The sequence below is a fragment of the Pseudomonadota bacterium genome (genome assembly GCA_018823285.1).
GTDB lineage: Bacteria > Desulfobacterota > Desulfobulbia > Desulfobulbales > JAGXFP01 > JAHJIQ01.
Genome location: JAHJIQ010000042.1, coordinates 13,630 through 32,791, shown reverse-complemented (window position 1 = coordinate 32,791; position 19,162 = coordinate 13,630). Strand labels below are relative to the sequence as shown.

At 53.8% G+C, this 19,162-nt stretch carries 17 protein-coding genes; 13 read left to right on the top strand and 4 right to left on the bottom strand.

Annotated elements, in window-relative coordinates; genetic code table 11:
• Window positions 1-115: 115 nt before the first annotated feature.
• From KKG35_09975 to KKG35_09960, 4 genes are all read left to right on the top strand, one after another.
• Window positions 116-703 carry a HupE/UreJ family protein gene (locus KKG35_09975; GenBank protein ID MBU1738456.1) on the top strand — a complete coding sequence of 196 codons (588 nt, stop codon included), beginning with the start codon at window positions 116-118 and terminating at the stop codon, window positions 701-703.
• Between the two features lie 149 nt (window positions 704-852).
• Window positions 853-1,569, top strand: coding sequence for a tyrosine-protein phosphatase (locus KKG35_09970; GenBank protein ID MBU1738455.1), 717 nt, complete (start codon window positions 853-855; stop codon window positions 1,567-1,569).
• Between the two features lie 182 nt (window positions 1,570-1,751).
• Window positions 1,752-2,750 (top strand): serine/threonine-protein kinase, encoded by a 999-nt coding sequence (locus tag KKG35_09965; GenBank protein ID MBU1738454.1) that lies wholly within the window; start codon window positions 1,752-1,754, stop codon window positions 2,748-2,750.
• Complete coding sequence (locus KKG35_09960; protein MBU1738453.1) at window positions 2,747-3,235, top strand: universal stress protein; 489 nt, start codon at window positions 2,747-2,749, stop codon at window positions 3,233-3,235. Before KKG35_09965 ends, KKG35_09960 begins: the two co-directional genes overlap by 4 nt.
• A gap of 171 nt (window positions 3,236-3,406) precedes the next feature.
• On the opposite strand, the gene KKG35_09955 is transcribed toward KKG35_09960, so the two are convergent.
• The gene (locus tag KKG35_09955; GenBank protein ID MBU1738452.1) at window positions 3,407-4,519 is read right to left on the bottom strand and encodes a PAS domain S-box protein; all 1,113 of its coding nucleotides are present in this window, start codon (window positions 4,517-4,519) and stop codon (window positions 3,407-3,409) included.
• A 771-nt stretch (window positions 4,520-5,290) separates the two neighbouring features.
• Between KKG35_09955 and KKG35_09950 the strand changes: the two genes are divergently transcribed.
• The 5 genes from KKG35_09950 (at window position 5,291) to KKG35_09930 (ending at window position 7,654) form a co-directional block, all read left to right on the top strand.
• A complete protein-coding gene (locus KKG35_09950) occupies window positions 5,291-5,860 on the top strand; it encodes a DUF1579 domain-containing protein (GenBank protein MBU1738451.1) in 570 nt (189 codons plus the stop codon).
• A 368-nt stretch (window positions 5,861-6,228) separates the two neighbouring features.
• Window positions 6,229-6,483 (top strand): type II toxin-antitoxin system HicA family toxin, encoded by a 255-nt coding sequence (locus tag KKG35_09945; protein ID MBU1738450.1) that lies wholly within the window; start codon window positions 6,229-6,231, stop codon window positions 6,481-6,483.
• Window positions 6,480-6,815 (top strand): type II toxin-antitoxin system HicB family antitoxin, encoded by a 336-nt coding sequence (locus tag KKG35_09940; GenBank protein MBU1738449.1) that lies wholly within the window; start codon window positions 6,480-6,482, stop codon window positions 6,813-6,815. The genes KKG35_09945 and KKG35_09940 overlap by 4 nt, the downstream gene beginning before the upstream one ends.
• Window positions 6,816-6,975: 160 nt before the next feature.
• Window positions 6,976-7,245 carry a type II toxin-antitoxin system prevent-host-death family antitoxin gene (locus KKG35_09935; protein ID MBU1738448.1) on the top strand — a complete coding sequence of 90 codons (270 nt, stop codon included), beginning with the start codon at window positions 6,976-6,978 and terminating at the stop codon, window positions 7,243-7,245.
• 37 nt (window positions 7,246-7,282) lie between these two features.
• Complete coding sequence (locus KKG35_09930; GenBank protein ID MBU1738447.1) at window positions 7,283-7,654, top strand: type II toxin-antitoxin system VapC family toxin; 372 nt, start codon at window positions 7,283-7,285, stop codon at window positions 7,652-7,654.
• Window positions 7,655-8,204: 550 nt separating this feature from the next.
• Here the strand turns inward: KKG35_09930 and hrpA are convergent.
• Window positions 8,205-11,945, bottom strand: coding sequence for an ATP-dependent RNA helicase HrpA (gene hrpA / locus KKG35_09925; GenBank protein ID MBU1738446.1), 3,741 nt, complete (start codon window positions 11,943-11,945; stop codon window positions 8,205-8,207).
• Window positions 11,946-12,159: 214 nt separating this feature from the next.
• On the opposite strand from hrpA, the gene KKG35_09920 reads away from it, so the two are divergent.
• The 3 genes from KKG35_09920 to KKG35_09910 all read left to right on the top strand — a co-directional run bounded on the left by KKG35_09920 (window position 12,160) and on the right by KKG35_09910 (window position 16,104).
• A complete protein-coding gene (locus tag KKG35_09920) occupies window positions 12,160-13,245 on the top strand; it encodes a hypothetical protein (protein MBU1738445.1) in 1,086 nt (361 codons plus the stop codon).
• 317 nt (window positions 13,246-13,562) lie between these two features.
• Window positions 13,563-14,372 carry a phosphate/phosphite/phosphonate ABC transporter substrate-binding protein gene (locus tag KKG35_09915; protein ID MBU1738444.1) on the top strand — a complete coding sequence of 270 codons (810 nt, stop codon included), beginning with the start codon at window positions 13,563-13,565 and terminating at the stop codon, window positions 14,370-14,372.
• 100 nt (window positions 14,373-14,472) lie between these two features.
• Complete coding sequence (locus tag KKG35_09910) at window positions 14,473-16,104, top strand: hypothetical protein (GenBank protein ID MBU1738443.1); 1,632 nt, start codon at window positions 14,473-14,475, stop codon at window positions 16,102-16,104.
• A 432-nt stretch (window positions 16,105-16,536) separates the two neighbouring features.
• Here the strand turns inward: KKG35_09910 and KKG35_09905 are convergent, their stop codons facing one another.
• A complete protein-coding gene (locus KKG35_09905) occupies window positions 16,537-16,854 on the bottom strand; it encodes a hypothetical protein (protein MBU1738442.1) in 318 nt (105 codons plus the stop codon).
• A gap of 315 nt (window positions 16,855-17,169) precedes the next feature.
• Between KKG35_09905 and selD the strand changes: the two genes are divergently transcribed.
• Window positions 17,170-18,159, top strand: coding sequence for a selenide, water dikinase SelD (selD, locus tag KKG35_09900; protein MBU1738441.1), 990 nt, complete (start codon window positions 17,170-17,172; stop codon window positions 18,157-18,159).
• Window positions 18,160-18,185: 26 nt separating this feature from the next.
• Here the strand turns inward: selD and KKG35_09895 are convergent, their stop codons facing one another.
• Window positions 18,186-19,088 carry a formylglycine-generating enzyme family protein gene (locus KKG35_09895; protein MBU1738440.1) on the bottom strand — a complete coding sequence of 301 codons (903 nt, stop codon included), beginning with the start codon at window positions 19,086-19,088 and terminating at the stop codon, window positions 18,186-18,188.
• Between the last annotated feature and the right edge of the window lie 74 nt (window positions 19,089-19,162).

Genomic DNA, 19,162 nt, shown 5'->3' with positions numbered 1-19,162 from the left:
GATTGTCATTCCGCTCACCCTGAGCTTGTCGAAGGGTAAGCATGTCGAAGATCACGCCGGTCATCTCTCCCGACTTTTTGCGAACTCGGCAATCCATCTTCAAGCAACAGGGAAAATCATGAGAACGCTCATCATCATCCTCACCACCATTCTCCTGCCCACCCCCGCTTTCGCCCATACCATGGGAAGCGACGGCAGCTTTCTCTCCGGACTCACCCACCCGGTGCTCGGTTTCGATCATCTGCTGGCGATGCTCAGTGTCGGCATCTTAAGCGCCCAGATGGGCGGCCGGGCCATCTGGACCGTCCCCTCGACTTTTGTCGCGGTAATGGCGGTCGGCGCAATGATCGGCACCCGGAACATCAACGTCCCCGGGGTGGAATACGGTATCGCGATCTCGGTCCTGGTTCTCGGCATCGCGCTCGCTCTCGAGAAGAAACTGCCGCAGGTCTGGGCCATGCTCTTTGTCGGTTTTTTCGCCCTCTTCCACGGCCACGCCCACGGCACCGAAATGCCGACCATCGTCACCCCGATCATCTACGCAACAGGATTTCTCTCGGGGACCGCGGGCATCCACATCGCCGGGGTGCTGATCGGCATTGTTTCGGGTAAAACCGCAACGGGGTCGGCGACACTTCGCTACATCGGCGCAGGCATCGCAGGGATCGGAGTGCACATCGTCTACATTCTGAGTAAATACTGACTCAACTTTCTGAGTTTGGTTGATATCCCGACAATAAAGGGGTTTTAGCGATTTGTTCGTGCCTGTATTCCACCAGAATCCAGAAGCCAGGAGTCTGAATCCAGGAGAAAAGCTTTAAAATCAGTCATTCTGGCTTCTGGATTCTCATCATGGAGAATGTCACTATGAAAATATACCTCCTGCTCTTTTTTCTCCTCATCTCGTCCATCTGTTACGCGAATCCCCGGATCAGGCCTGAAACATGGGCCCGGCCGATCATCGGCACCAATTTAGAAAATCTGCACGCGGTGGACGAAGGGGTCTTCCGCTCGGAACAACCCGGCGAGGAAGACATCAGCGACCTTCTTGCCCTTGGCATCAGGGAAGTTCTGAACTTGAGGGAATACCACAGTGATACGGATGACCTGGCCGATGAAAATTTCCTGCTTCACCGGATAAAAATCAACACCGGGAATATCACGGAAGAACAGATCATCGAGGCGTTGCGGATTATCAAGAACAGGAAAGGCCCGATCCTGATCCACTGCTGGCATGGTTCGGACAGGACAGGAGTCATGATTGCCGCCTACCGGATCATTTTCAACAACTGGTCCAAGTCCCGGGCATTGGATGAGATGACCCACGGCGGCTATGGCTATCACGCGAAAATATATCCCGGTCTGGTGGGACTGATTGAAAATCTGGACCAGGACAGGATCAGAAAATTACTGGATTCATCTGCAGGGACGGACGCCCTCATTTCCTACACTGCCAGCTCCCCCAGCCCGGATGTCCATCCTTCCGTGACAAACCGGGGGTTCGCCGAAATCCATTCCACCTTCAGCGACGGGCGTGACTCTTCACCACCATTATTCGAGATCCGATAGCTCTTTCCCACAGGCTCACAGCAGGCCCCGACCGACACCCACCGGATGATCGATATCAAACCGGAACCTTCCCCGATGGTGCGCTCAGTCTCCCTGACACCATCGCGCCTCCCGATACACCAAGAAAAACTTTGCATTCCCCCCCGGCGTCGGTGATACCATAAACAAAGGATGGTATCCCCATGGACGAATCGACAACATTCTCCAGAGCTGTGCTCCGCGAGCTCATGGCCCGTCACACCGATCCCAAAAGGATACCGGACAGGTTCAAGGTCATCACCGACACCAGCGATTTCATCCGGGTCGAATATAATGACGTGGTCCTGCTCGGCGACACGCCTTTTTTGGTCAAGGGGTATGAGAAGGAAGGGAGATTCGGCCTGGACGATGAGCCGAAATACTGGGTCCGCCGGGCCATCGATCTCACCGACGGCGCGACCAGAATCCTCAAACTCGTGTTCCATGAAGAATTCGAGACGAAGATCGGCGAGGTCGTCATCAAATGCTTCCGCAGCCCGAAAAAAGAGGGCCGCATCCTGGATCTGGTCCGCAATCACGACAATTTCATGCACGGTCGCTGGGTCCTCGATGCGGCCGGCAACAATGTCCGCATCCTTGATTACATCTACGGCCGCCGCTACGACGAACTCATCACCGGCTACGGCGAAGATCATCACGACTATTTCCACCATTATTTCCCCCAGGTCCTGAACGAATACATCCAGCTGGTCGAAGCGATCAAATTTCTCCATGACCACGGGGAAAAACACGGCGACATCAGGCGCGACCACATCATCCGCGACCGGGAGCTGAACATCAACCGCTGGATCGACTTCGACTACAACTTCATGCACGGCGAGTCCTTGTTCAGCTTCGACCTGCAGGGACTCGGCAATATTCTGATCTTCCTGACCGGACGCGGCGACGTTCTGGTTGCGGACCTTTACCATGATCAGAAGGAACTCTTTGATACCCTGTGGGGCGAAGACCTGAACATCTCGTACAAGAACAGGGTGGCAAATCTACGGAAGATCTATCCGTATGTTCCGGAGTCCCTGAACCGGATTCTGCTCCATTTTTCCAGAGGGGCAAACATATTCTATGAAACCACGGACCAGATGCTCGATGACCTGGCAAGGGCCCGGGCCGATCTGGTTTCACTGACAGGGAGGACGTCATGAGCGAGGACAACTTTACCGATCTTGCCCGGAGAGACCGGGAGCGGCATCTGCTGCTGGCCGTTGACGAATCCGACAACTCACGAAGGGCGGTGATGTATGTGGCTGATTTTTTCGGGGACTACCGGGATGTGTTCGTCACCCTGCTCTCGATCATCCCGGAACCGTCCGAGGATTATTTCCCGAACGATGCGGAACGCGTGAGTTGGCTGCAAGAAAAAAAACTGACCGTGGAAAAGGCCCTTGCCGATTACCACAAAATCCTGCAGGACGCGGGTTTTCCGGAAAACCGGATCGATACGCGGCTCTCCGTCCGGCAGTGCGTTTCCATCGGTGACGCAATCCTGGAAGAACAGGCGCGGTTGCGCTGCTGTATCGTGGTAGCAGGCCGGCGAGGACTCACCCATAACGAAGAGTTCATCTTCGGTTCCACCTCAAGCAAACTCCTCCACCATGCCTCACACTGCGCGGTGATGATTATTGAATAACGATCTGCCAAGCGCCGTCCTTCGTGCGGATTTTACAGGAGGATCATTATCGATATCGGGTGCAGGATCCTTGGCAGGAGAGGTCGGATCCCCTCTGATTTCCCCTGAGACCGACGGGAAAGTTACAGGCCGCGGTCAGGAATCAACCCTTTGCCCAGGCGGTTGGCGGAATCAAATCTTTTTCTTGTGCGCCTCTATTCTTTGCAGTTCTTTCTTGTAGCATTCGGGGCAGATCGTATGGCTGAAATCCACCCCGGAATGTTTGTGGATATACCCTTCGATCTGTTCATAATATCCTTCATCATTGCGGATATTTTTGCAGTAGGAACAGATCGGCAGGATCCCTCTTAAGGTTTTGATCTCGGATAAAGCGGTCTGCAATTCCTCAATGAGTTTATCCCGTTCAATTTCCGCGGTTTTTCTTTCGGTAATTTCCTGAAAGCATTCGATCATCCCGATCAGTCGGCCCTTCCGGTCGAGGAACGGCCGGGCGGTGACGATGAAATATTGTTTGCTGCCGTCATCATTTATTTTTGTCGATTCACAAAGCACTTCCCTTTCACCACCGGCGATTTTAATCATCGGGCAGGCATCGGTCATGCAGGTCGGTCCCGGGCGTGAATCGAAACACTTCACCGGATACTCACATTGCTCATTCAGATGATGCAGATTTTTGTATGCCTCGTTGGACAAGATGATCTGGTAGTCGGTGTTGGTGATGCAGATTGGAATGGAGGTGTTGAAGATATTCTTCAGTTTGTTTTCGCTTTCCTGGAGGGCTTTTTCCGCCTCCTGCCGTTCGATAATCTCCAGCCGCAACTCTTCATTGATCCGTTCAAGCTCGCTGGTCCGCTCGGAAATGATCGCCTCATCATTTTTTCTTTGCGTGATATCCCGAATCAGGCCGTCATAGGCGATGAGTTTAAAATTCGGGTCATGGCGGCGCAGCAGGGTGTTCTGGATCCATCTGATCGATCCGTCCTTGTGGCGGATCCGGTGTTCAAGGATCGAAGAGTCCTGTCCGGCCAGGATGTCGGCGGTCTGTCGCAGAACCACATCCCTGTCTTCCGGGTGAATCATATCCAGCCAGAGATAGGGTTGCGCATCATATTCGGCCGAGGCAAATCCGGTCACCCCGACACAGGCTTCACTATGGACTGTTTTAACGGCGGCCCCATTCTCAACTGTCACGGTATAGGTATAATCGGTGACCGCCCGCAGGAGTTCGTCATATCTCCTTTCGCAATCCTGCAAAGCATTTCCTAAATCTTTCAGCTTTGTCATCTGACCTTGAGGGGTACTCATCCCGGGTTGTCTGATCATTTCTGCGTAAATTTATTGAGGATTCATGGCTGGTCGATTATGCCATCCGACATATTCCACAGTTGTCCTCTTCGCTCTTTCACGGAAGGGTTCTCAACTCCCTGTCCCTGCGTAAAAAATCATTACTTATGATATTCGCACAAGTTCCTGGAAAATGTCAACGTAATGATTTGCGGTTGCAAGGGAAAGATCTATTCCGGAAGAGGGGCGGTGTGAAGCAGGCTGAAATTTCAAATAAGCGCCTGCGGCGATGAGGCAGGAGAGGGCGGAGAAGATTTCCATCATCAAGACGGGTTGGTTGCAAATTCCTGGTCGCCTTGGGTCTGCTCCGTTCTCAAACGCTCACGGATTCATGGCTGGCTTTTTCGGCACGCATTCCGGATCAATCAGTCATGACTTTTCCGGAGATGGCAATGAAGGTGCCCCCTTTGCTTTTCCTTCGATAGCGCAATGAAACAAATGTCAAAATGTCAACCCCGGTACCCTTCTAAAATCTTTGCGATCTTCATGATTACAAAACATGTCCATTCCCCATTATGATCCATCACCGACCCTCTGAAAAGTCTCCTTTATGACCTGGATGCTCGCGCAACAAGCTATTTAGATCTGGCGTCGGAACCGGGAAGTGAATACTTTTTTCAACAGGTAGAAGGAAAGAAGAAATTCATCTTAATTCTCCTCATGCACCCCGGCAGATTCGCCGCGATTGGTGACAATGACAGGAGGTGTGATATGACGACTGAAAAGAACCTGCAAGGCAAGACGGATATCCAATCCATGATGGAAAACTTCAAGAAAATGGCCACCCCCGGAGCTCCGCATAAGCTCCTGGCCGGACTGGAAGGCCACTGGGTCACCCATACCAGGGCCTGGATGGGAGGTGATCAGCCGCCGGTAGAGACTTCCGGCACCTGCGTACAGACGATGATCCTGGGCGGGAGATACCTTCAACAGGAGTACACCGGCGAGATGATGGGAGAACCCTTCTCCGGCATCAATCTCATCGGTTTCGACAACCAGAAAGAGCGTTTTGAGTCGATCTGGATCGACACCATGAGCACCGGCATCTATTATTTCGAAGGTGTTATCGGAAGCGACGGTAAGACCATCACCCAGGAGAGCAGTTATGACGATCCGGACAAAGGTCACGTGACCTGGCGTAGTGTCACCAGGTTTGTGGACGACAATACCTTGGAGTATGAGATGTTTCTCATCCCGAAAAATAGCCCGGAAGAGAAGATGTCCGAGATGACCGTTACCCGGGAAACATCAGCAGGCAGTGAAAAGTCACGCATCCACTGATCTGACCTGAAAATACCTCACTCCATGAAAACCCTTGTTGCCCCCTCTGGTGGGGAACGGGCGACAAGGGTGGAGTCTGGACTGTAGATGTTCAACCTAGAGAATTCATGGTCTTAATTCTCCGCCCTCAACGGATAATCTGAATGGCATTGGAAAGAATGAGCTGATTGTGATCCGGCAGCAAACTGAATTACTAAAGGATGTCCCTCCTCACTCCTTAAATGCCAGGGGGGAATAAACTGTTACTAGCCAAGCATACTGATGTGCCCCTTTTTCACTTTTTAGAAACCGGGGAGTGTCCTGGTTTTTACGAAAAGCGCAAAGACTCGAGCTTGATTCTGATATCATTTATTGCTATCATGCCAAACATGAACAGTAAACAGCAAAGTACATTACGAGCTATTTTCACAAATCCAGTTCCGATGAACCTTGATTTTAAACGGATGGAATCACTGTTTCTGGCGTTAGGTGCAAAATTGATAGAAGGGGATGGTTCTCGAGTTCGATTTGTCTTAAACGATGTCGTGGTAAGTTTTCACAGACCACATCCTCACAAAGAAGCAAAACCTTACCAGGTAAGGGACGCACGTTCTTTTTTAAAACAAGCAGGAGTGAAGGCATGAAAACGATGAAACATAAAGGGTATAGCGCCCGCATTGAATACAGTGATGAAGATAGTTGCTTTATCGGCCACATCGCAGGTATTAGTGATGTTGTCGGCTTTCACGGTGAAGCCGTGAGTGAATTACGCATGGCATTTGCGGAGGCGGTTGACGACTATCTGGAGACATGCAAAAAAGCGGGCAAGCAACCCCAAAAGCCATTTTCCGGTAAATTGATGCTGCGTATCCCGCCAAAGGTCCATGCGGCAGTTGCTCAAGCTGCGGAAGTGAGCGGGAAAAGTATTAACCAATGGGTAGCGGATAAGCTTGACCAAGCAGCACATTCACATTGATCGTTGTGGATCCACCATCTCAATAGGTAAGGAGCCCCCCGACTCTAATTTCCTTCTCACTTATCAACTTCAGTATTGACTTTTCGTTTCCTTTTTCAAGATTGACCAACTTGACCAACTTTGGTACGGTAGGTCATAAGCATATTCAGAGAGGTGCACGATGATCGTCAATATTTCGGAAGCCAAGGCAAATTTATCAAAATTGATCAGTATGGCCTATCACGGCGAGAAGGTGGTCATCGCCAAGAACAACCTGCCCCTGGTTGACTTGGTGCCCCACAAGCCCGAGGGAAAACGACGGCTGGGGTTGTTGGCCGGCAAACTCAAGGTGCCGGACGACATCATGGATGAAGACGAAACGATCAACGCGATGTTTTACGGTGACGATAAAGCTGAGTTGAGCAGCTCGGCTACTCATACTGATAAGTGAGCTTGCGAGACTTCGAGACTTATACCAGAAGGGTGAAATGAAAATCCTTATCGACACCCATATCCTGCTCTGGGCCTCGGCGGAGCCGACACGATTGGATGAGAGACAACGGGCTGCCCTTGAAACCATGACCAATACGATCTACGTCAGTTCGGTCTCTCTTGCCGAGTTAATGATCAAAGCATCGCTGGGTAAGCTGGTTGTCGATTTCGATGTCGTGGAACTTTGCCTCGAGAGCGGCTTTGAAATCCTCGATCTCAAGGGCCAAGACGTTTTGCCTCTCAAGGATATGCCTTTTCATCACCAAGATCCTTTCGACCGGCTGATTGTTGCCCAGAGTATGGTTAACAACTATCCGGTCATGACCAACGATCCGAAATTCAAACTCTACGACTGCCCCCTGTTTTGAGCCTGTTTGATTCTAGTGGACGGCTGCGTCCCCACGGAGACCGCGGGAGGTAGCAGTAGTCACATAAACTGTCCCCGCTGTTTCCGAAAGGGCTGAAAGAAACCTTCCCGGGCCAGGCCGGTTTCCCGGGCAAGTTGGCTCATGCCCCTGGCGCGGGCAATAACGCCCAAGGCATGGCGAATCAGGCTGCACAGGCTTTGAAATAAAGAACCGAGTCTTCTTCGTTTTTCAGGTAGTCGGCGCTATCCCAATGGGTAAAATTTTCAGCCAAAGTTAATCCCTCGATAATTCCAATTTTATCGAGGCTGTTTGGAGCAAGGTATTTTCTACCCAGGTGAATAACAGGAGAAACCACCGGCGAAGGGCCTCTTTTGGTGTAAGAATACTGATAACCACTTGATATCAATAAGTAATGTTGTGACCACAATCAGTATTTCTCTCTTGAAACCTCCCCTCGACAAGCTGCGGGGAAGGCACTCGCTGGGCATTTTCATTCTGCACCCTTTAACCTTACGTCTCACAAATCGCCTCTCACACCTCCGACGCTTCTTTACAAAAGCCCGTTCAATTCCCGCCACTTCTCTTCGAGTCTTTTTTCAGAAACCGGGAAGGCGGTTTTCAGTTCCTGGGCGAAGACCGAGATCCGGTATTCGTCGACCATCTGCCGGAACTCCTCCAGTTGGCGGTCATACTCGGGCGAAAAGACCTGCCGGGATATGGCCACGGCCAGCCTCTCGTCATGAATTTTCACCTTCCCGGACCGCACCCGGTCCCTGGCGGGGTCGGCATGCTCTCTTTCGATCCGGATCTGCAGCGCCTTCAGGGATCGGATCGCGGCCTTCATCCTCGCTCCGTCGAAGATGTCGAGAAAATTATCGGGCACCGCTTTGGCGAGATGGTCGTGAAAATCCGCCGAGACCTCCTTGCGACCCTTGACGGTAATCCCATGAAACCGGACAATCAGGTCGAGAACCGCTCTTCTTTCCTTAAGCAGGGCAACCACCTGGTCCAGGAGCCGACGGCCGAGGCGGAAGATGCCTTCACCCCTGACCGCGGCCGCTCTCTCCTCAAACTCATCACGCCCTGGAATCCGTCCCTCCCTGGTGGAAAACACTTCCTCCAGAATGAACCAGCGTAAGGATTCATTGAATTCCACCCTGCCCGGCAAGCCCTCAAAAAGCGCCCAGTTTTCCTGGGAGACCGCGAATTCCTTTTTGACCCCCTTGAAGTTGTTGAACAGGGGGCGATAAAGGGCAAGCAGCCCTCGCCGGGTGAGAGCCCGGCTCTCCGTGCGGCTTGAGCACAACCGGACGTTGACTCCGCCCTGACTGTTCTCCTCAAGGGCGGGCCAGAGAAAACCCTGCAACCTGCCGTGGTTGTCCTTGACCGCGATTCTCTCGGGCAGCCCTTCAAAATCCCATTCGCAGACTCCTTCCCTTTCGTACCGGCCCCTGATCTTTTCGACGGTCTCCGAAGATTCGCCGATCACCTTAGCGGACGGGGCCGTCGCGATATCAGCAAAATCCCGGCTGGCCCTGATCACCCTGCCGGTGGTGTCCTGCAGGCAGTATCGCGGCCGCAGATGGTCGGGAAGAGCGTCCACCTGCCAGTTATGGCGCTCGATATCGATCTGGTAGAGGGCGCGGATATGGTCACGCAGCACCCCGAAAAAATGGCCGCGGCCGAAGGGAAGAGCCGCGACAAGTTTTCCGGCGGTGTCGGGCACCGGCACCAGCGGTCGGCGGAGGGATTTGGGAAGGGCTTTCAGAAGGAAGACCAGCTTTTCCTCAAGCATGCCGGGCACCAGCCACTCCATTTGCCCGGGTTCGATATGCTCGACAAGCTCCACCGGGACATGAACGGAAATTCCGTCGTCTTCGGCCCCCGGCTCGAACCGGTAGGAAAGTTTCAGGGAAAACCCGCCCATCTCGATTTCATCGGGGAAGGCGGCAAGTTTTTCGTCACCCGGCTCATTTTTGAGGATGTCCTCTTCCCGCATCATCAGGAACGCATCATCACCGACCTTTTTCAGCAGCCTTTTCAGGGTGTTCCGGTCCCAGACCTCGGCCGGGATTCTTTCTTCATAAAAGGAGAAGAGTGTCCAGTCGTCGGCCATGATGTCCCGTTCCCGGACCCGGTCTTCCATCTCGATCAGTTTTTCGGCAAGTCCCTTGTTGTGCGAAAGAAAAGGGAAGTCACCGCCAAGCTCACCGGCAACGAGCGCCTCCTGAATAAAGATCTGGCGCGACTCCTCGGGCTTGACCGCCCCATAGTTGACCTTGCGCCGCGCCTCGATGATGAGCCCGAAGAGGGTCACATTCTCAAAGGCCACCACCTGGCCCCGCTTCTTTTCCCAGTGCGGCTCACTCCAGCTGTAGCGGCAGAGATGGCGGGCCATCGGCTCGATCCATTCCGGCCGGATGTTCGCGACGCAGCGGGCAAAGAGCCTCGATGTTTCCACGAACTCGGCGGCCATGATCCATTTGCCGCCCTTGTTGAACAGAGACGACCCCGGAAAGATCATGACCTCGCTGTCATGCCCTCCCTGGTAAATGTTCTTGCTCTTGATGAATCCGATGTTCCGCAGGCTGCCGCTCATGATCGCCTGATGGACCGCATCGAGGGGGGCCTCACCGCTGTTCAGTGGGAACCCCTTTTCCCTCTGCAGGATAGACACTATCTGGCCATGGATATCACGCCATTCCCGCAGCCGCTGGTATGACAGATAATTCTGCCGGCAGAAGCGGCTCAAGCGTCCCAAACTCGGCAGCCGGCCGCACTCATCCCAGATGGCCAGAAATGAAAGGAAATCCGAGCCGGATTTGGAAAATTTCTCGTGGGCTGCGTCCGCCTCTTTTTCATGTTCCGCAGGCCGGACCCGGGGGTCGGGGATTGACAGGGCGGAAGCGATAATCGAAATTTCCCGCAGGCAGTTGCGCTCTTTCGCCTCCAGGATCATCCGCGATATTCTCGGGTCAAGGGGAAGGCGCGCCATCATCTTGCCCCGTGCGGTAAGCTGGGCGGTACGCCGGTCACCCCCTTTCATCCTGATCGCCCCCAGTTCAAAGAGCAGGCTGAAACCATCACGGATCGCCTGGGGTGAAGGCGGGTCGATAAAGGGGAAAGTCCCCGGATCGCCAAGGTGCAGGGAGAGCATCCGCAAGACCACTTCGGCAAGGTCGGACCGCTGGATCTCGGGCCTGGTGAACTCATCCCGGTTCAGATAATCCTCTTCGGAATAAAGCCGCACGCAGATGCCCGGCCCGGTCCGGCCGCAACGGCCTCGCCGCTGATCACTGCTCGCCCTGGAAATCGGGCGCACCGGCAGTTTTCTGGTCCGCGCCCGGGCGTTGTAAATCGAGATTCTGGCGAGTCCGGAATCGACCACATAGCGGATGCCGGGAACGGTGATCGAGGTCTCGGCAACGTTCGTCGCCACCACGATCTTTCTTCCCCGGACCGGGTGAAAGATCCGGTTCTGGTCTTTACCCGACAGCCTGCCGAAAAGCGGCAGGACCACCGCTTCCCTTTTGACCCCGGGGTCGTGGGCAAGGGCCTTGCGCAAGAGATCGACCGACTCCCGGACATCGTTTTCGGTCGGCATGAAGACCAGGATATCGCCCGAGAGATCTCGTTTGTGCAGATCAAGGACCGCTTCGACCGCCTGCCCGACATGGCCTCCTTCCTCGTCATCTTTTTCCGGCGGTAAGTAGATGGTCTCAACCGGAAAGGTCCGGCCGGCAACCTGGATGACCGGCGCCCCGGAAAACGCTGCGGCGAATTTCGCGGTATCGATGGTGGCCGAGGTGACGATGATTTTCAGGTCGGGCCGCCTGTCGACCAGCCTGCGCAGGATGCCCAGCAGGAAATCAATATTCAGGCTTCGTTCATGCGCTTCATCGATGATGATCGTGTCATAGGCGAGAAGCTCCCGGTCTCGCCTCGCCTCGGCCAGCAGGATCCCGTCGGTCATGAACTTGATCCGGGTCGCGCTGCCGGTCCGGTCGGCAAACCTGATCTTGCAGCCGACAAGTTCCCTCCCCTCTTCGCCAAGCTCTTCGGTGACCCGGGCGGAAACGGAGGTTGCAGCAAGCCGTCTGGGCTGGGTGCAGCCGATCATCTTCTCCGCTCCCCGCCCCGCCTCCAGACACATCTTCGGCAGCTGGGTCGACTTGCCGGAACCGGTGTCGCCGGCAAGGATCACCACCTGGTTTTCCCGGATAGCGGCCACGATCTCTTCCCGTGCTGCGGCAACCGGTAAATCCCGGGGATAATTTATTTGTTTGAACATTTCATTCAATTTTGAGAGGATAATTAAAGATTTAAGGGAAAAAGCACGATGAAAGGGTAACAGGTCCTCATTTCCCGGTATTTTCGCCTGCTGATCATAGCAGCTTTTTACAGAATGTTTAAGGGCAACCAGTTCGGAAAAGACAAATTCGACATCTGCAGCTGAAACGGTCAACTGTCGGCAGCATGTCGAGAAGATCAAAGGGAGCAAAACCATGAGTGAAGAAATGGGCAACATCGATACCGCTATCGCCGCTGCAAAGAAATCAGTCGTCTCCAGAGAGAAGGAACTCGGCGAGGAGGCGGTCCTCCCCTCCGGGCCGGTGGGGCTTGATATCGGCACCAGCCACATCGTCATGGCCCAGAACAACGGCAAACACATCAATACCGTGAAACAGCTGAACGCTTTTTTCACCATCCCCTACGCCAAGTTCACCAAGAAGATTCTGCTCGACAACGATGTCAGTTTCTTTGAAAAGGACAAGCAGTTCTATATTCTCGGCTACTCGGCCGACAACTTCGCCAACATGTTCAACACCAACACCCGCCGGACCATGGAAAAGGGGTTGCTGTCAGCGAAGGAGCCGGAAGGGGTCACGGTGATGAAGTCGATTATCTCCACCCTGATCAAAAAATCCAAGGGCAACGGGGAGACCATCTGCTTCTCGATGCCGGGAGAGCCCGTCGGCGGCACAAACTCGGTGGTCTATCATGAATCGATCATCAAGATGTTCCTGACCGAGAAGGGCTACAAACCCATTTCAATCAACGAAGGGCTCGCCACGGTGATGTCGGAGCTCGCCAATGACAACTTCACCGGCATCGGGATCAGCATGGGCGGCGGGATGTGCAATATCTGCCTGGCATATCTTTCAGTGCCGGTCATTACTTACTCGATCCAGAAAGGCGGCGACTATATCGACAACATGGTCGGCCTGTCGCTCGGCGAACCGGCCACCAAGGTCAAGGTGATCAAGGAGGCGTCACTGAACTTGAGCAAACCGCCGACAAACCGGGTGGAAACCGCCCTCCATATCTACTATCAGGACCTGATCGATTCCCTGCTGCAGAGTCTTGAGGATGTTCTGCAGTCGTCGGACAAGATTCCGAAGATCGCCCAGCCGATCCCGATCGCACTGTCCGGCGGCACCGTGATGCCCGAAGGTTTCCAGGAGATGTTCAGCAAATCTTTAAAGAACTACAATCTGCCGGTGGAAATCTCCCAGGTCAGGATCGCCAGAAACCCCTTGAACACCACAGCCAAAGGCGCCATGGTCATGGCCCTCTCCGAAGAGATCTGACCAGACAGAACAGATTTACCGACACAAGGGCTGCCGCGAGGTGCATATCGCGGCAGCCCCTTTATTTTTCAGAGTATCCACGACTGTTTGCACCACGCAGAAAGGTTGCGTCCATAACATATTGATCCTACATTCTTTGACGACTTTCGACGGCCAGATTCACATATTGCCTATCAAGAGACAATCGCCCTCCTGAAACATTCAATATTTCTGGAAGAAACCACTTGTAAAACACCTGCCATATTGTGCTAGACTTTTGTTTGAATACAATTTTTTCGGCATCAACCGGCATCACAAACAATATGGGAGGAGTGAACATGTTCAAAAAGACCGTGGGATTTCTGGCTGCGTTATTCATATTCCTCGGCTGCATCGCCGCCTCTGCGGCCAGCGCCGAAACCCTGACCTGCTGGTTCCCGCCGGGCTGGAAAAGCAAGGCGCCGCAGGCCAAAGCGATCACCGATGCCCTTTCTGAAAAGTCCGGCCTGACCATCAGGCCGATTATCGCCCAGAACTACCCCCAGATCCTTGATGCCTTCACCAGGGAAGAAATGAATATCGTCTATGTCGGTTCCTTCGTTCAGGCGATCATCAACGCCCGCGGTATCGGCACCGCCCTGGTCCAGAACATGGACGGCAAGGAACTCTATTCCGGCGTGCTGGTCTATCCAAAAGGCGGCGACCCTGAAGCCATTCTCAAGAACAGCCCGGCTGAAATTGCTTTTGCCAAGGGCGCCTCATCAGGAGAATCCAGCGCCAAAGCAGCCACCAACGGCCTGGCCTCCATCCCGACCGCCAACCACGGCGCCACCTGCGGCGCGGTGAAAGCAGGGAAAGCCAAGGCCGGGGTGGTCAAGAATTGGTGGTGGAACGGCAACAAGGACAAATTCCCGGAACTTGACATGTACAGAATGCCGGGTATTTCCATCGAAGGAAATCCGGATAATGTTTTAACCGTGTCCAAGGCGGTCCCTGCGGTCCTTGCCGCCAGGATCAAAGACGCGGCAATCGCCGCAAAAGACGCCTTCGGGAGTCCCAATATGGCCGCCTTCGATACTTCACACCTCAAGTTCTCCCTGGATCTGATGGCAAAAGGAAAGATCGATCCGCTGAATTACAGCTGGTAAAAGCGAATCCGACCCGATCAGGATTATGCGCGGGCTCTTTCATTGACCGAATTCAACGAAAGGCCCCGCATTTGCAGGGAACATTTTTAGGGGTTTCACCATGAGCATCCTGAAAAAATTCGTTCTGGGAATCACCTCAATCCTGCTGGTGGCGCTGACTCTTGTAACCATAGGCGTCAATATCGTCGCCAACAACAATTCACGGTCAGTGGTTTCCACACTGCTGAATGTAGTCAGGACAAATCAGGAGCGCTCCGGAATTCTGCTGAATAATAATCTTGAAGGGATGATCGGAAAACTCGGTGAAGCCGGCAACCGGACTGAAAGCATCATCAGCGAGCTATACGACACCTCCTACGAGACCCTGGTCACGGCCATCAGCAACCAGATCTTTCCCCACGTGGAGAGCTATGATTTCGATTCGGCCAATGAGGTCATCAATAAGCTGCTGACCAATGCCAAGGCGGTCAAATGGATCCAGTACACCATTTCAGAAAACCCGAAACCTTCGGATCTGTACACATTCGGCAACAAGGCTGAAGGGGCGGCCAAAACGTACTCCCATCGGATCAAGAAGGACTTCACCTTCCTGAAGGTGGATATCCAGGTGAGCCTTGACGGGCTTCAGGCCGTCAAGGAGGTTAAAAACATCTTCACCAGGATCGACACTGAAAATAATGAATTGCTGGCCAGGATAAACGCATTGGCAAAAAAATCGGAGGCGGAAGCAACCGAATCCGCAGGCCAGGCCATTCTTGATGGCAAGACCAACCTGCTGACCAAAACCGCATTCGGCATGATGCTGGTTCTGATCGTGATCTGTGGGGTCATGGCCTTTTTCGTGAAGAAATGGGTCGTAACCCCGGTCAGCGGCACCGTTAACGGATTGCAGAACAATTCCGCCCAGGTAAGCTCCCTGGCCGACCGAATCACCGCCGCCAGCGCCAGCCTGGCCGACAACGCCACCGCCCAGGCATCTTTTCTTGAAGAATCATCGGCCTCTCTGGAAGAGATCTCCTCGATGACTCAACAGAACGCGGAAAACTCCGATCAGGCCAACACCTTCATTTCCCAGGTCCACGACAAGGTTGAAGAGGCCAATCTTCTGATGAGAGAACTTACCAGCATCATGGGACAGGTTTCAACGGCCAGTGTGGAAACCTCGAAGATCAACAAGACCATCAACGATATCTCCTTCCAGACCAACCTCCTCGCCTTGAATGCCGCTGTCGAAGCAGCCAGGGCCGGTGAGGCCGGGGCAGGTTTTGCGGTGGTAGCTGATGAGGTCCGCAACCTGGCCATGCGCGCGGCATCTGCTGCCAAAGACTCCGAGCAGCTTATCGAAAACACCTCAAGCAAGGTCGAACAGAGTGTCGATATGGTCGAAAAGACAAGCTACGCCTTTTCCGAGATTGAAGAACTGATCGGTAAAACCGTAACGATGATGGCTGAGATATCCTCTGCTTCCGGTGAACAGGCAAAGGGCGTCAATCAGGTCAGCACCGCCGTCAGCAGCCAGGACCAGATGGTCCAGAGAAACGCGGCCGACGCAAGCGAATTTGCCGAAACCGCCGGTGAACTGAGCGATGGGGTCCGTCATCTTGATGAGATGATCGAATCGCTCGACAACCTGATTGGAGGAAAATCAGGGATAAACAGGGGCGGAGGCAGCATTAATCGGGAAGTGGATTCGTTTCAGGAAACCGCCCGGGGCCGGCATTTTCTGGAATAATTGAAGCCAGGAGCCAGGAGCCAGGAGCCAGGAGCCAGGAAAAGATAGTGCCCCGTTACAATTTCTACTATTCATTTTATTATCTGATTACCACTCATCTTCAGCCAGCTTATAACGCACCTCTATAACATCTCGAAACGGCGTCATATTTAAGATCAGGCCATGCAGGTGGCAAGCAGGCCGGGCCATCCTTCGACAGGCTCAGGATGATCGGTATGACTGCAGTTCGTCCACCCTGAGCCTGGCGAAGGGTCAATAGTTGAAATATAGTGATATTCAGAAAATTAATGGGCTGGAGGAAAAGAAATTCCAATGGATGAAATAAAGCTTTTTTAAACGATTTCGCACGGTTATAAAAAAAATGCTTGACACCAAAACGGTGCGGGCCAAGATTTCTTCACTCTTCACTCTTCACTCTTCACTCTTCACTCTTCACTCTTCACTCTCTTTGTCCGCCGCCTGTCTCGCCTGTTCCTCTTCCAGAAGATTACCCACCTCGTCAAGCAGTTCCTGCCTGCCATATTCAAGACCGTTGATGATCAGCCAGAGATAAGGGTCCTGATCGTACCAGCGGCGGCGCTTGATATCGAGGGGGAAGCGGTCGACAAATTTATCGAGCAGGTGGGGATCGTGCTGCTTGATCATCCGCATCACTTTCGAGAGCAGAAAATCGCGCAGGTTCTTCTCGGTGTATTTCAGTTTGTCAATATTTTTGCCCAGTTTTTCATGGGCATCATACCAGCGTGCCATCTGTCCCTCCTGATAGTTGATCCACATGCCGACATCCGATCTCTTTCCCTTACATCAGGGTATGAAAAGTCGGTCATGCCTGTCAAGCCTTTTACTTTTCCGCGCCCCACATCCCTGCATATTAGCTGAATATCCAGGCTCAAGATAATGGTGAGATGGAAGCGCAACAATGATTGACCATCCTCCATCCGGCTGGTAAGTTCGGGCAACGACTGTTTGCGAGACAACGAATTCGAGGAAACGTAAATGTTCAAAAATCTGCTGAAGAAAAAAACCCTGACCGGCCTTGCCCGCACCTGCGGCTGAGCGGCCAAAATCGGTCCGACGGTCCTGTCGGACGCCCTGAAAGGTCTCACCCCTCCGGATGATGCAAATCTTCTGGTCGGCTATGAAACGTCGGACGATGCCGCCGTCTACCGGCTTTCCGATGAGATTGCGATGATCAACACCGTTGATTTCATCACCCCGCCGGTGGACGATCCCTACTGGTTCGGGCAGATCGCCGCGGCAAACTCAATCTCCGACGTTTACTCGATGGGTGGCAGGCCCCTGACCGCCCTGAACGTGGTGATGTTTCCGAGCAAGCTGCTTGATATCGGGATTCTCGCGGACATCCTTAAAGGCAGCCACGACAAGGTGGTGGAAGCGGGGGCGTCCCTGGTCGGCGGCCATACCGTTGACGATGAGGAGCCGAAGTTCGGCCTGTGCGTGAACGGGATTGTCCACCCGGAGAGCCTGATCAGAAATGTCGGGGCAAAACCCGGCGACAAGCTGATCCTGACCAAACCGATCGGTTCCGGGGTGCTGTTCAATGCGGTCCGCTCGGGCAAATTCACTTTCAGGCAACTCGAGCGGGAAACCCTGCCGCTCATTGCCGCCCTGAACGGTCCGGCCATCGAGGCCGCCGAAGAGTTCGAGATCAATGCCTGCACCGACATCACCGGGTTCGGGATTGCCGGACACGCCCTGGAAATGGCTGGGGGCAGTAAAGTCTCCATGATTCTGACCTTTGCCGCCATCCCGATCTTCTCCGGCGCTCTCGATATGTACCGGAAGGGTGAAACAACCGGCAGCAACAAGGCCAACCGGGCGCTTTCCGCCAAACATCTGTGTTTGCGAACAGAACTGTCGGGCTCTGCCGAGGAACTGCTTTTCGACCCGCAGACTTCCGGCGGGCTGCTGCTCTCGATCCCGGAGGCCCAGGCCGAACGAGCGCTGAAAGCAATCATTGCCCGGGGTGCCCATACCGCTGCGATAATCGGCGAAGTGACCGACCCCGGAGACAGCGCAATCACCGTGGTGTAAATTTATTCCGGGGCTGGTGGGGGAGTTTACTCGGTAAAGAGCAGGCGGAACCCGGTGGCCGTGTCCCGATGAACCGGCTGCAGAAACTCACGATTGGCTGCCCGGCAATGCCAGGCGAAACTGTTCCAGCTGCCGCCGCGGACCACCTTGAAGGGGCCTGCGGCGGCGCCGGTCGGGTTCTGGCGGGGACTTGTCCGGTAATAGTCGCCGGCATAGGTATCACCGACCCACTCCCAGACATTGCCGTTCAGATCACTGATTCCCAGAGCGTTCGCTTTTCCGGTGGCCACCGGGCTTGTTCTCCTGGGAGAATTTTCAACAAACCAGCCTGTCTCACCAAGTTCATCGGCAGCGCCATACACTTTGTCACCGCCACCCTCGCGCACCGCATATTCCCATTCCGCCTCGGTGGGAAGCCGGAATTTTCTTTTCCCGTCTTTCTCGGAGAGCCAATTTGCGAAAGCGACCGCATCATAATATGAAACACAGACCACCGGTTCATTGTCCTTCTGACGGAAACCGGGGTCGAGCCAGGTCCGGTCCGCTGTTTTCCAGCGGTATCCGGGGATCGGATATTCCATACAGCCGCCATCCACTTCAGCATCGGTCCGGTAGGCGGTTTCTTCGGTAAATGTTCGGAACTCCGCTACGGTTACTTCGTGGCTGGAAAGGGCATAGTCACCGACACAGACCTCATGCCGGGGCAGTTCATCCCCGAAATTGGCGCGGCTTGAGAACAGGCTCGGCAAACGCTCAAGGGTTTCTTTTTCGGATTCACCCTGCCCCATCTGAAAACAGCCGCCCTGGATGCGGGTAAATTCCATTCCGGTTGCCGGATCCTGCCAAAATCCATCAGCAATTGCGGTGGTTACCGAAGCAATTACAAACAGCAGAATGTGAAACGAAACGAAAAAAACATGGTTCATCATTCCCCCCTTTTCACTGAACCCTTAGGAATCGAAGCCAGGAACAAGACTACCACAACGTAGCATGCAACAACAAT